Consider the following 13,257-nt stretch of genomic DNA (forward strand, 5'->3'; position numbering starts at 1 on the left):
ACCACCGTCTGTAGGAGCGAGCTTGCTCGCGAAAAACTCACAGGCACCGCGTTTACTCAGGAAGCACGCGTTATCGTTGACGTTTTTCGCGAGCAAGGGCTAGCCGCCCGCCTCGCTCCTACAAAAAGCCTTGACTGACTGGCATTAGCCCCAGGGCCGCCCTCTATTTTTCCCGTTCAGCTCTGCACCACACCCGTCCCAAACCGTCGAATCGCCAGGCAATACCCTATCAACCCCAGCGCCGCCAGCAATCCGCCCGCCGCACCGATCCAGGCGAAGCCGAAGTGGCTGCCGACCCAGCTGCCCATCAGCGCGCCGCCGCCGATGCCGATGTTGTAGATGCCGGAAAACATCGCCATCGCCACGTCCGTGGCGTCCGGCGCGAGCACCAGTACCTTGGACTGCATCGCCAGGCCGAAGCCCATGATCGCCATGCCCCAGAACACGCTCAGCACCACCAGGTAGGATTGGCCGCCGCTCAACGGCAGCATCAGCGCCAGGCAGGCCGCGAGCAGGAACACGCAGCTGATCACGAACACGTGCGGATTGAACCGATGCACCAGGCTGAACAGCAGCGAGCCGATGATGCCGGCGCCGCCGAACACCAGCAGGATCAGGGTGACCGCGCTGCCGCCCAGGCCGGCGACACCTTCGACGAAGGGTTCGATGTAGCTGTAGGCGGTGAATTGTGCGGTGACGGTCATCGCGGTCAGCACGTAGAGCGCCACCAATGCCGGGCGCTTGAACAGCAACGGCAGGCTGCGCAGGGAGCCTGAGTTCTGGCTCGGCAGCGGCGGCAAGGTGCGCGCCAACCAGAACACCAGTGCGGCCGCAAACGCGGCGATCACCAGGAAGGTGGTGCGCCAGCCCATGGCTTCGCCGAGCAGGCGGCCAAGGGGAATGCCCAGCACCATCGCCAGGGAGGTGCCGGTGGCGAGCAGGCCAAGGGCTTGCACCTGCTTGCCCACCGGTGCCAGGCGCACCGCCAGGGACGCGGTGATCGACCAGAACAATGCATGGGCCAGGGCGATACCGATGCGGCTGACCATCAGCAGGCCGAAGCTGGTCGCCACGCTGGACAGGATATGACTGGCGATAAACAAGCCAAACAACACGATCAGCAACTTGCGCCGCTCGACGTTACGCGTGAGCAGCATCACCGGCAACGATGTCAGCGACACGATCCACGCGTAAATAGTGAGCATCAGGCCGACGCTGGCCACGGGCATATCAAAGCTGGCGCCGATGGCGCTGAGCAGGCCGACCGGCACGAATTCGGTGGTATTGAACACAAACGCGGCCAGCGCCAGGGCGATGACCGGTTGCCAATTGGCTTGAGGGGTTGCGGCTGAAAGGCTCATTGACGGGCGAGGTACTCTGACAGTGATCAAACGGCCGCGCAGGACACGCGGGGCCGTTGAGCATTCTATAGGTTTCCTGCGGTGCTGTTGGCGCCGATCCTGCCCGGTTATCGCGTGAAGGTTCAGGGCGACGTCAGGGTGATCACATAAGCGCCGGATTGAATCGGCATGCCGAGCGAGTCGACCAGTTGATACTGCTGGTCGTAATAGCGCCCGACACGGGCCTGCGACACCAGCCGCGCACTGGCTGCGTCGATGCCGGCCACCGTGGCGACTTTGCGCACGTCGATGTGCGTGTCATGACTGGCAGTGGTACATCCGGTCAACTCCATCGAAGCGCTACTGCGCGCATTTGTCGCACAGGGTCCATCGACCAGGCTGCCGCTGAACGAGATCACGCCCTGGGATGCCGCCATGCACGTCCCTGTCCAAAGGGCAACGAATCCTGCAATCACTGATAAACGTTTTACGTTCATACCGACGCTCCTTCTGGGTTATTGAGAAGGTAGTCGTCATTTTTGGTACGGACTTGAGGTATTTCTGTTTTTGTTTAAGAAAACACCGGCAGACGCAATGGATCAGCTCTGCGTAGTAACGCTCTGACGGGTCCTCCTTCAGGCCATAGCGCCGGGGTGCAAACGGTGCGCTCCCGGGCCTCGGCGCTCAATATCGCAAGGCGACATACAGGCATGTCGTAGATCAGTACGTGCACCCTTGAGGGTAGGTCCCGCAAAAAGTCGTGCAGGTCGAAGCGCTCCCTGATCACCAACTGGGCATTGACCAACAGCAGATCGAAGCCTCGCTCGCCATACCCGAGTAGATCCAGCATTTGTTCCAGGCTCGATACTGGCGCAATGGCGTAATAGCCTTGGTGATTGATATCCCGCTCCAGACGCAGCCGACGTATGTGCTGAGGGTCGGCGATCATGATGCGCAGCGCTTTATTGATCACAGGTCGCCACCGTTGAACTGACTGGAAGGTGCGTTGCGCTGTAACCAGCGCAGCAAGTCATCCCCTTTCATAGGTCGGGCGAACCAATACCCCTGGCCCAAGGTGCATCCCAATTGGAGCAGCGCCTGGTGTTGTTCAAGCGTTTCGATACCTTCAACCACCACTGACATGCCCAACGTTTTTCCCAAGGCCAGGGTGCTGCCGATAACCGCCCGGCAGCGCGGTTCTTGCAGTAGGCCACGCACAAACTCGGCGTCGAGCTTGATCTCGTTGAAAGGCAACTGGCAAAGGCGCTGCAACGAGGAAAATCCGGCACCGAAGTCATCGATGGACAATCGACAACCCATCATGCGCAGGCGCACCAGGTTTTCCAGAGAAACCGCAGGCACTTCCAGCAGGCCGCTTTCCGTGAGTTCGAACGTAATGCCAAACCCCAATGCCTGGAAGTCGGCCAGGACATCTTTGATCAAAACGATTAAACCCGCATCGGCTAATTGGCCGGCTTGCAGGTTAAACGCCAAGCCCAAATTCACCCCCATCCCCTTGACCTGCCGCTGCAGCGTCAATGCCTGCCGCATCAAGGCCAATAGTAAGGCGTCCATCAGGCCCGCGCGCTCGATCGCCGGCAGAAATACCGCAGGCGATAGAACGCCTTTGAAGGGATGGTTCCACCGCGCAAGCACTTCCACACCTTGAAGCGCGCCGGTCTGCAAGTCGAATTTGGGCTGGTAATAGGCCTCCAGTTGCTGATCGGCCATGGCGTGACGCATCTGTTGCTCATCAGCTGTATCCAGGCCCGTCGCGGGTTCGCCTGGAACCGGGCCTTGTCTCAACGCGAGCTCAAGCAACGGTTGCAGCGTCTCCTTCAGCAGCGGCTTACCGACATCGCCCAACATGTTCACGCCCAACAGCGCGCCCATTTGCCGCACCGCAAGGCGCACATCGCCAGGTAAGCCACTGCTGACGATAATCGCGCCCACCTGCCCGGCGGCACTGATGCGCTGGATGAACTCCAACCCATCCATGCCATCCATTTGCAGATCGCACACCACGACGTCCACATAGCCTGCACATTGCAGGACGGCCAGGGCCTCGCTACCGCTGGAGGCTTGCAGCACCTCCTGACACCCCAACTGCTTGAGCAGGCTGACGGCCATGGAGCGTTGGAAAAGGTGGTCTTCAAGCACCAATACCCGAAGCGGCAGAAAGGTCATGGCAAGCTCTCAGTAATAATCAATGGTGAACGTGGCGGTGGCGTTTGCCGGGCCGGCGCTGATGCTGTCTTCGGTCTGGATGTAGCGCGCCTTGAGCGGGATGGAATAACTGGCACCTTCCTCGGCTCGGGGAGTAATGCCACTGGCGCGCAAGGTGGCCAACGGCAAAGGGGTGCCATGACTGTCGGCGATCTGTACGCCCACGCCAGTCGCAGCCGGCGCATCGCCCCCCGCACTGGCGTTAAGTTTGAAGATGCCCAGCACCGGGTTGATGGCTGCCACAGTCGGGTCTATGCGCACGCGCAAAGTGTTGTTCTTGCGCGATTCCAGGTTGTTCGAGGTACCGTCGCTCAGCCAGCGCGGACCAGTGCCCTGGTAATAGCCGTTGAAGGCCGGACAGTTGTTCAGCGCGATGGAAAAATCCTTCCACGGAGTAAAAGTGTTCCTGCCGCTGAACTCGTTGGTCAAATGCGTCCCCATCGGCACACTGACGTCCGGTGTCGAACAAGTGCGCGAGACGATATTGATGTTGCCGGAAAAGTTGACCTGTTGAAACTCGACGGTATTGCTGGTGATGAAGCTTTGCGCCATGGTTGGCAATAATGCGCCTTGGATCGTGCCCGCGCTTACCTCTCCGATCTTGATGAACGACATGTCAAACACCAACGTGGGACCGATATTCCAGTTACATCCGGCGGTCCCATTGCCACAGTTGGTGCCGAACCCGGAAAACGGTAACGTGCTGCCGGAATACCACAATGCAACGCCAATGCCCTTGACCCCGGTCTCATAGACTTTCCCCCCGTGAGGCGTGCCGGTCCAGTTGGCCAGGGGCAGCGGCGTGGAGGCCAACGAACGCCTGGTCTCAATACTGTAATTGCCTGCCGAGCATCCCACCGTCAACCCACTGACAGGGGTGAAGGTTTGCCGATAAATCTCCGCCCCCAGCGGCACATCGCGTCCCACGGTCAGATTCCCGCCCAACAGCGGTTGGGTACGCACCATCTTCATTGAGCCGGCGTTGATATTGCAGTCAGCGAACGCTGCCCCCGCCGCCAGCCACAACCCTGCCACCAGCGCACCTGTTTTCAACCGTTGCATGGTTTTCATCACAATGTCTCCTGTGCGCTGTTCACAGAAGCAACGCGTTTATCGAATTGAACCACCGAGCACACAACGTCCACTTGGCGCAGTTGTTTGCCATCACTTTTCCCTGGCGGCAACGCCAAGGCACATTGCTGCCCGGCTTGCGGGCCCCAACTGATCAACAACCGGCGCGCGTCGTCCTTGACCCGTGCATAGAGCTGGCCGCCCTGCCCGACCACGCCGACCGATACGCCACGATCATCATCAACCGTGGCGCCAAACGGCAGCGCACCGCCATCGGCCAAGGTCACGTTGAGCAACACGGCCTGGCCGTTACTGGTGCCGTACTTGAGCGCCACCACCGCCCCGGCGCGTGGCGCGACCTGCTGGCTGGTTTCGGTCAGTTCCACATCCAGCGAGGTGCCCAGTGGGTCGATCGCCACTTCGTTCAACTCATAAGGACGCAAATAAGGCACCACGGCATTACCGCGAGCGTCGAGCTTCAAGCCAGGAAATCCGACGACTCTGGCACCCTCGGCCCCCGGCGCACTGACGACCGCCAGGGTCTCGCCGCGATAAGGCGTGAAGGTTACGCCCGCAGGATGGGCGACCACGCTGCCGCTGGCATTCACGGACAGGCTGTCATAGCCTTCGCCGCGACTGACCGTGGCGCCGACGATTGCCTTTGGCCCGATGTACTGGCCATTGACCGAGGTGCTATTGGCCCCAGTGGCGCCCTCATGACCACCGGTCAGGCTGTATTGATACTGGCGGTCTTCGCCGGCGATACCACTGAGGGTCGCTTGCTGACTGTATTGACCTTGGGTATCGCGCATGACTCGCGCCGATAGCTGTGGCTGGTTGGACGACTTGCCAAACTCCAGCGGCATACTCACTGTAAACAACACGCTGGTGTCCATTTCGCCCAGCCCCACACGGCTGCGATTGGCGCTGACGCCATAACTGACCTGGCGCACCTGTTTGTTGTAGCTGAACTGGTACTGCACGTCCCGCCCGGATTGGTTCCAGTAGTTTTGAGTGAAGCCGCTGAAGGCTACTTGCCCCCAATCGCCAAGGCTCTGGTTGGCAGTCAGCGACAAGCGACTGCGCGGCCGCCCATACGACGCCGTGTCGAGCCCGTTGCGTTCGGCATCGAGCAGTTGCATGGCGTTACTGAAATCCAGATAGTCCTGTGTGGAAAAGCGAGTAGCGGCTACAGCAAAGTTGCTCCCGGTGCTGAGAATGTTTTTGCTGTAGCTCACGCGGGCGCTCTGACCGTTGGCCTGGCCACTCTTGAGCCGGGTCTGTGCCTGGGTCAGGTCAACGGCCACGGCACCCAGCGGGGTGCTGAAAGCCAGGCCGCCCAGTACGGAACGGTAATCGTCACTGCCCTGGACACCGCCATAACCCGTAAAAATATTGGTCAGGCCCAACTGATAGGTGCCTTGCACAAGCTTGGCCTGGCGGTCGAGGTAGTTACTGCGGGTCTCACCCGCCGTCACGCTGAAACGCGATGTGCCCGGGCGCAAGAGTTGCGCAGTCGCCGCGTAAGGCACGACAAAGCGCTGCTCGCTGCCGTCCGCTTCGTACACGGTGACCTCAAGGTCACCGCCGTAACCGGTGGAATACAGATCGTCAATCACGAACGCGCCCGGTGCCACCGTGGTTTCGTACAACAGATTGCCGGCCTGGCGCACCGCGACCCTGGCCCCGGTCCGGGCGATGCCCCGTATAACCGGCGCGTAACCGCGTTGGGATTCCGGCAACATGCGGTCGTCGGTACCCAGTTGCACACCACGGTAGGCCAACGTGTCAAAGATCTCGCCGCTGGTGTTCGCTTCCCCCACGGTCAATTGGCTTTTCAAGCGGGTCACATCGCGTTGGGCGTAGGTGTTGAGCGTCTGGTAAACCTGGCCCGTATCCTTCTGCCAGTTCATCGAGCCGTTATGGCGCAGGCGCCAGTCACCCAGGTTCAAACCCGCGTTGAGGCCCAGGTAGGCCGAGTCGTAATTGCCGAAATCGGTTTTATTGTGGTTGGCATTGAAGGTGTAACTCAGAGTTGCAGCAGTCACGCCGCGATCCCACAGTTCGGGGCTCACATAGCCCCGGGCATCACGACGCAAGGCGATCTGCGGGAGACTGATATCCAACTGCTGGTTGGCAGGGGAAAATGTCGCCGTCGCCCCTTCGATCAACTGCCCAAGCGCAAGACACGTAGCGCCGCTTTCCAGTTCGGACGTGGCCTGTACCGATAATTTGTGCATGTCCACACCGATCAGCTCAAGCAAGCCACGGGTGATGCACACCACAGGCTGGCTGCCGTCCGACTCGGCATTGATGCGAATGTCCTGGCGACTGACCAAGGTGCCGTTGACCGCCACGTCCGCACGATATTGACCCGGCAACACCGGATTACCTTTTTCGTATTGGGTCAGGTCGAGGCTACGCGAGTCTTCCGGCAGGAAGGCATCGTTGAATTGCACCTCTTCGGCCCATGCCAATGGCGCCGTCAAGACACCGGGCAGCAAAGCCAGGGCCTTGAACATCAGCGCTGTTACAGAATTCAAGGCAAAGCGAGGGCAAGCCTGGCAGCCGTGGCCCAGACGTTGGAAAGTCGTCATAAATTACTCGTGCGCAGGCGCGTTCGCGTGAAGGTCAGGGCGTGAGCGGTTGCTTGATCGGCATCAGCGCGCCGTAATCATTGATGGCGTTGAACTCCACCTGAGCAGAGGCGGCCGGCGGCGACTGGAGCGCTGGCAGGGCGAACACTTTGGTTTCACCGGGGCCGACCATGCCGTTTTCACTCTCGTAACGCTGGTTGCCGCTCGCCAATGCCAGCTCAACCTGGGAAACGTGGTAGGCCGTCGGGTTGAACGCTTGCAACGCATACCCCTGGCCTTGCTTGATCACCGTCCACTGCAGCAGGGTCGGGGCATCGACCGGCGCTCCTGGCAAGCCGTCGGGACGGTAAAAAATCTTTATGCGCGAGCGAAATGCCATTTGCAGCACATTGAGATCCGATGCACCTGCTGCCTTGGGTGGGATTTCGAGCACGTTGAGCCAGAACACCGACTCCCGATTACCCGGCAGCGGTGCGCCGGTAAACATCAGGCGCAGGCTTTGCCCTTTGCTCGGATCGATTCGCGATACGGGGGGCGAGATCACAAACGGTGCCTTCGAACTGGTCGGGCTGGACCGCAGATCACCGGTATCAACCCAGGCTTGTACGAGCGCCGGTTTCATACCGTTGTTATTGAGCTTGACGGTGATTTCTTTCTGGCTCGCCGGGTACACCAAGCGGGTCCCGGTAATCACCACACCGGCCATTGCCTGGGAACAGGCCAATGCCGCCAGCACCAGCGAAACGCCACAACGTAGGTTTTTAAAACAGAACATAACTCACCTCATCAGCCGAATATCGGCGCGCCTGAACTCGGCGCGCAGATAGGCGAACGGCTTACTGATAGTCGACGTTGTAGGTCACGGAACTGATCACGGTACCTGGCGTGGTAGCGCCGGTGGCCAGGTATTGCACGGCATATGGCATGTTGGCTGCGCCCGTACCGTCAATAGTGTTGCGCGTAGTCTGGGTGAGCTGGTTGGTGTTGCCGGCCTGAATAACCGCGCCGCCCTGGGCATCGACCAATTGCAGTTGTACGTTGGTTGCAGTGCCGGTCATGTTGTTCAGATTGCCGGTCACCGGGTCCACAGTGGCGCCGGAGTTGAAGAAAGCAGCGGCGGTAGCGGCGGTGCCCACGCAGTTGCTCAGTTGGATATTGAAACCCGTACGACCTTCGGCCTGGCCCGCCGCCGTCAACAGCCCGGTAGAAATGGTCGGCAGTGTCACGGTGGCCACGGCCGGGGTAACCACGCCGTCCACAGCAATGGTGCAGGTCTGGTTGACCAGTTCACCGTTGAAGTTAATGGTGCCGTCAGCAGCGCTGGCGAACTGGGCAGCAGCTGCGCTGAACAGGGCGACGAGGGTAAGTGCTTGAACTTTCATGGTACTGCTCCAAAGGGAAGGTTATGAACACCGTCGCCAAGTCTGGTTGGACTGCCAGGCGCCTTAGCGACTGTGCAACACACTCAACGGCTGTCTTGTGCGACAGGTGCATCTTCCGCGTATCAGCACACCCTACCTGTAGTACCGATCCCTTGGACACGTAGGAAATTTCCCACGCAAAAAAACCACCCCAAGCTGGTTCGTCCATAAAAAAACCGCATCGAGGGATGCGGTCTTTTCGGCCTGGCACGTTCTTCAGCCCAGATAGGCATCCAGGCGTTGCTCCAGCCCTTCCATGGCTTGCTGCAAAGCATCCACTGCCTCGGTCAGCACTGCGGAATTCAGGCCTTTGCAGGCTATTTCCAATACCTCGCAGCAGTCGACCAACCAGTGCGCCTGGATAATCTTCGCACCGCCCTTGACGCGATGTGCCAGATCGCTCAAACCGATCAGGTCATGCTGGGTAAACAACTGGATCAACCGGGTCATATCCTGGGCATTGCTGGTCGCCAGATCCTGCAGCAGGCTGCGCACGCCAGCAGCGTCACCCCGGCTGAGTTGTTCAAGACTGGTCACGTCTATACCCTCGATGGTTGCAGTGGCGCCCTGCTCTGCCGGTACCGCAGCGGCGGGCACCCGTGATGCCAACCGTGCGTTGAGGTCATTGAGGCTGATGGGCTTGAACAGGCAGTCATCCATCCCGGCCTCCAGGCAACGGTCTTTCTCCTCAGGTTGAGCGTTGGCGGTCAACCCGAGAATCATCGCCGGGGCAAGCCCCCTGCTACGCTCTTCATCACGAATGGCGCGGGCCAGTTCATAGCCATTCATGATCGGCATGCTGCAATCGGTAATCACCACATCAAAATGCTGGTGACGCCAGGCCCGCAGCCCATGGGCGCCGTCTTCAGCATCGCTCACGCGATGCCCGAGGTAGCTCAATTGCTGGGATAACAACAACCGATTGGCCGGGTAATCGTCGATCACCAACACGCTGAGCGCCTGGGTCGGCGCCGATGACAATGTGCGAGGAGGCGAAGGTTCGTCGACCGGCACCAGCGTTGGCAGACCGACACGCACCTCTACCTGGGTACCCTGCGTCAGCTCACTGCTCAAGTTCAGGCTGCCCCCCATCATCTCGCAGAGCGTACGGCTGATCACCAAACCCAGTCCCGAACCACTGCGAGCTGACTGTCCTTGGTCCGAGGCCTGGCTGAATGGGTGGAACAAGCGCTGCTGGTCTTCGATGGAAATGCCGCTGCCGGTGTCCTCTACACGCAGGCACAGTGCGAGACGCTCGTCGTTGAGGCTTGGCTCGGCGCTGACCTGTAAACGCACATGGCCTTGCGCGGTAAACTTGATCGCGTTGCTCAGCAGGTTCGAAACGATCTGCTTGAACCGCAGCGGGTCTACCAGTACCTGGCGGTTAAGCCTGGCGTCCAGATCAAGAATCAGGCGCAGTTGCTTTTGCCGCGCCAGCCCTTCGAAGATGCGCGCTACCGACTCCACCAACTCCAGCAGGTTGGCTCGCTGCGGGGCCAGGGACAGGCGGCCTGATTCGATGCGGGCGATATCGAGGATATCGCCGATCAGATCCAGTAGACCCCGAGCGGCGCCAGAGGCGACCTCAATGGAGACACGGTCCATATAGCCCTGATCGGCTTTTTTTTGTGCCAGTTCCAACATGCCGATGACGGCGTTCATCGGCGTGCGGATTTCATGGCTCATGGTAGCCAGAAACGTCGTCTTGGCACGATTGGCATCGTCTGCATGCTCCTTCGCTTCCCGCAAGGCTTGCAGCAGGTGCTGGCGCTCGCTGATATCGATCCAGCCACCGATCATGCCGCTGACCTCGCCATTGCTGCCCCGGTACGGCAGCATCCAGTGGTAGATGGTCAGCATTTGATCGGGCCCCATGGTCAGGCTACGGTCCTGTACGCGGGGCATGCCATCTTCCATGGCTTGCAGATATTCTTCATGGTAGGCCGCCGCCTCTTTTGGGTCACTGAGGACGCCGTCCACCACCGTCTTACCAATGACAGCCTCGCGATCCACGCCAAAGACGCTCAGATAACCGCTGTTACACAGCACCAACCGCGCGTGACGATCACGCACATAAATAGGATGGGGCGTGCCATCGATCAGTACACGCATGAATTCCAACTGGTCATTGAGCGCTATTTCAGCCTGCCTGCGCGTGTGTATCAGCCGCCGCAAGTAAGCAATCCAAACCACGGCCGCGAGCAACAGCAACGCCGCCAGGGCGAACGCCTGGAGAATCACGGTACGGTTGCGCAGCCAATAACTGTCATCTACCGCGATTTCGCTGCGCCACCGGTTTGTGACCTCATCGAGCTCTTCAGGCGGGATGCTGAGCAGGGCTTTCTCCAGGATCGAATACAATTCCAAGGCGCCACGCGGGGTGGCGAACGCCGTGCGAGCCAGTTGCGTACCCACGGTGCTGGTAATGCGCAGTTGATCGCGGTATTGGCGGGAAATCATGTATCGAGCAATGATCAGCGAATTGATCGCAGCCTCCGCTTGTCCATTGGCCACCAGCGCCATCGCGTCCTGGGCGTTGCGTGCATCCACTATCTGCACCTTGGGGTATTGCTCGATGAGCAGGTCGCGCACGGGGTTGCCGTGGATCACCGCCAGCCGTTTGCCCGCCATGTCATCCAGGGTGCCCGGGCTGGAAGAATCAATGACACTGACCAGCACGTAGGGGGTGTTCAAGTACGGCCGGGTAAAACGCAGCAAACCCTCGCGCTCGGTACTCGGCGTCAAGGTGATCAGCAGGTCGGCCTCGTTATCACGAACGCTGTCGAGCATATTTGCCACCGAATACGCGCGCCGTACTTCGAACTTCAAGCCGGTACGCAGCGATACCTTGGCCAGGACGTCCGCGCTGATTCCGCGGAACTCGCCCTGTTCATTGAAAAACGACAGCGGTAGATAACTGTCGTCCACCACGACACGCAATACCGGGTGCGCGCCCATCCAGCGTTGTTCGCCAGCACTGAAATGCAAGACAGCACGCCCGGGCATGCTGGCACCACCGGCACTCCAGCGGCGCAGAATATTCATACGCTCACTGATCGGAATCGCCGCCAATGCGGTATTGAGGATGCGTAGCAAGCGTGTGCCCGTCTGCGGTACGGCAAACGCAAAGTTGCTGGCTTCGATCTGGGAAAAATCCGCCAGTTGCACGTTATTGAGGTAGTTTTTGCTGATCAGGAAATTTGCGCTGATGGCATCGCCCAAATACACGTCGGCGTTCCCGAAGGCCACTGCACCAATTGCGCTCAGGGTCGAGGGAAACAACTGCAAGGTGGCCTTGGGGTAAAACGCTTTGACGGCCTCGGGTGACAGGTAGTGATACAACATCGCGATTTTCTTGCCGGCCAGGTCTGGCATCAGTGCGCTGCTGTCGCCCAGTCGGGTGACCAGGGTCGGCATGTCCTCGGCATAGGCCGTCGACAACAGCAGCCCGGCATCGGCGGCTTCATATCCATTGGCGACCCCTAGGAAGTCTACTTCGCCACGCTTGAGCGCCTCGATCACCTCGGCGCGGGAGGCGAATCGGCGCACCTGCACCCGAACACGCAACAGCTCGCTCAGCAACTGCGCATAGTCAGCCGTCATGCCTTCATAATCGCGGTCATTACTGGCCATGCCCAGGGGTGCATAGTCCGGCGCCGAATCCCCCAGGATCAGCACATCCTTGCCACGCAACCAGCTCCAGTCAGCCTCGGCGAGCGCTGCACTGTAGCCATCGACATGGGAACGTCCCAGCACCTGGAAAGTATCTGCCCGCAATTCCGCCAGCACCGTGCCGTTCAGGGTCATGCCCAATGCCGCTGCGGCGATCCATGTACGCAAGTCAGTGCTCATCAAACCAGATTATTGCGTTTGGCAAAATCAGCGAGGTATACCACTGATTTAACGTTGAGCTTTTCGATCAAACGCGTTTTGTAAGTGCTGATGGTCTTGTTACTGAGCAGCATCGAATCGCCGATTTCTTTGTTGCTCAGGCCCTGGGACAAGCGTTGCAGGATCGTCAGTTCACGATCGGAAAGGCTTTGGATCAACTCCAGATCGGTGACTTCGCTATCGCTGCGACGCACTGAGCTGCCTGCCAGGTTCGGGAAGAAGGTATAGCCCCCCATCACCGCCTTGATGGCCTTGTTCAATTCATCCAGATCGTTGGTCTTGGAGAGATAGCCGGCGGCACCCGCCTTCATGCAGCGCATTGAATAGAACAGCGGAGACTGCGAGGTCAGTACCAGGATCTTGCACTTGAGGCCCAGCGCGCAGATACGCGCGATCACCTCCAGCCCATCCAGCTTCGGCATGGCAATATCCAGCACGATCAGATCCGGCTCGAATTCACGCGCCATCTGCACCGCGTCCGCCCCATTGTCCGCTTCGGCCACAACGTCAAAATGCTCCTGCTTCAACAGCATTTTGACCGATGAGCGAATGAACGGATGATCGTCCACAACTAGCGCTTTAAACATAACTACCTCTGGAAGACACACCGGCGAAGCCGATGACACATATGTCCGTCGCGTAAACTGTGGGACCGCTGTTCGGTGATACGCCGTTCAAACTACACGAGCGTGGTTCAAGTGTAGGAAGTAT

Annotated in this window: 10 protein-coding genes; all 10 read right to left on the reverse strand. The window is 59.5% G+C overall.

The window, feature by feature from the left end; translation table 11 throughout:
- Positions 1–176: 176 nt before the first annotated feature.
- The 10 genes from C4J88_RS15860 to C4J88_RS15905 all read right to left on the reverse strand — a co-directional run bounded on the left by C4J88_RS15860 (position 177) and on the right by C4J88_RS15905 (position 13,133).
- Positions 177–1,361 (reverse strand): sugar transporter, encoded by a 1,185-nt coding sequence (locus tag C4J88_RS15860; RefSeq protein WP_124407517.1) that lies wholly within the window; start codon positions 1,359–1,361, stop codon positions 177–179.
- A gap of 122 nt (positions 1,362–1,483) precedes the next feature.
- On the reverse strand, positions 1,484–1,777 hold the full coding sequence (locus tag C4J88_RS15865; protein ID WP_305955136.1) for a type 1 fimbrial protein: 294 nt from the start codon (positions 1,775–1,777) through the stop codon (positions 1,484–1,486).
- A gap of 134 nt (positions 1,778–1,911) precedes the next feature.
- Positions 1,912–2,313: a response regulator gene (locus C4J88_RS15870; RefSeq protein WP_124407518.1), complete on the reverse strand. Its 402-nt coding sequence runs from the start codon at positions 2,311–2,313 to the stop codon at positions 1,912–1,914.
- Positions 2,310–3,527, reverse strand: coding sequence for an EAL domain-containing protein (locus C4J88_RS15875; protein ID WP_164487721.1), 1,218 nt, complete (start codon positions 3,525–3,527; stop codon positions 2,310–2,312). Before C4J88_RS15875 ends, C4J88_RS15870 begins: the two co-directional genes overlap by 4 nt.
- Positions 3,528–3,536: 9 nt before the next feature.
- Complete coding sequence (locus tag C4J88_RS15880) at positions 3,537–4,637, reverse strand: fimbrial protein (RefSeq protein ID WP_124407519.1); 1,101 nt, start codon at positions 4,635–4,637, stop codon at positions 3,537–3,539.
- A complete protein-coding gene (locus tag C4J88_RS15885; protein WP_256659035.1) occupies positions 4,637–7,234 on the reverse strand; it encodes a fimbria/pilus outer membrane usher protein in 2,598 nt (865 codons plus the stop codon). The genes C4J88_RS15880 and C4J88_RS15885 overlap by 1 nt, the downstream gene beginning before the upstream one ends.
- A gap of 34 nt (positions 7,235–7,268) precedes the next feature.
- Positions 7,269–8,009, reverse strand: a complete 741-nt coding sequence (locus C4J88_RS15890; protein WP_124407520.1) for a fimbria/pilus periplasmic chaperone — start codon at positions 8,007–8,009, stop codon at positions 7,269–7,271.
- A gap of 61 nt (positions 8,010–8,070) precedes the next feature.
- A complete protein-coding gene (locus C4J88_RS15895) occupies positions 8,071–8,616 on the reverse strand; it encodes a fimbrial protein (RefSeq protein ID WP_124404501.1) in 546 nt (181 codons plus the stop codon).
- 255 nt (positions 8,617–8,871) lie between these two features.
- Positions 8,872–12,507 (reverse strand): transporter substrate-binding domain-containing protein, encoded by a 3,636-nt coding sequence (locus tag C4J88_RS15900; RefSeq protein ID WP_124407521.1) that lies wholly within the window; start codon positions 12,505–12,507, stop codon positions 8,872–8,874.
- Positions 12,507–13,133 carry a response regulator transcription factor gene (locus C4J88_RS15905; protein WP_124404503.1) on the reverse strand — a complete coding sequence of 209 codons (627 nt, stop codon included), beginning with the start codon at positions 13,131–13,133 and terminating at the stop codon, positions 12,507–12,509. The genes C4J88_RS15900 and C4J88_RS15905 overlap by 1 nt, the downstream gene beginning before the upstream one ends.
- Between the last annotated feature and the right edge of the window lie 124 nt (positions 13,134–13,257).

It is taken from the genome of Pseudomonas sp. R4-39-08 (assembly GCF_003852275.1).
GTDB lineage: Bacteria > Pseudomonadota > Gammaproteobacteria > Pseudomonadales > Pseudomonadaceae > Aquipseudomonas.

Excerpts from the sequence above, each read along its gene's own strand:
- C4J88_RS15860 (WP_124407517.1), bottom strand. The coding sequence starts at position 1,361 with ATGAGCCTTTCAGCCGCAACCCCTCAAGCCAATTGGCAACCGGTCATC.
- C4J88_RS15890 (WP_124407520.1), bottom strand. The coding sequence starts at position 8,009 with ATGTTCTGTTTTAAAAACCTACGTTGTGGCGTTTCGCTGGTGCTGGCG.
- C4J88_RS15895 (WP_124404501.1), bottom strand. The coding sequence starts at position 8,616 with ATGAAAGTTCAAGCACTTACCCTCGTCGCCCTGTTCAGCGCAGCTGCT.
- C4J88_RS15885 (WP_256659035.1), bottom strand. The coding sequence starts at position 7,234 with ATGACGACTTTCCAACGTCTGGGCCACGGCTGCCAGGCTTGCCCTCGC.
- C4J88_RS15880 (WP_124407519.1), bottom strand. The coding sequence starts at position 4,637 with ATGAAAACCATGCAACGGTTGAAAACAGGTGCGCTGGTGGCAGGGTTG.
- C4J88_RS15875 (WP_164487721.1), bottom strand. The coding sequence starts at position 3,527 with ATGACCTTTCTGCCGCTTCGGGTATTGGTGCTTGAAGACCACCTTTTC.
- C4J88_RS15905 (WP_124404503.1), bottom strand. The coding sequence starts at position 13,133 with ATGTTTAAAGCGCTAGTTGTGGACGATCATCCGTTCATTCGCTCATCG.
- C4J88_RS15865 (WP_305955136.1), bottom strand. The coding sequence starts at position 1,777 with ATGGCGGCATCCCAGGGCGTGATCTCGTTCAGCGGCAGCCTGGTCGAT.
- C4J88_RS15900 (WP_124407521.1), bottom strand. The coding sequence starts at position 12,507 with ATGAGCACTGACTTGCGTACATGGATCGCCGCAGCGGCATTGGGCATG.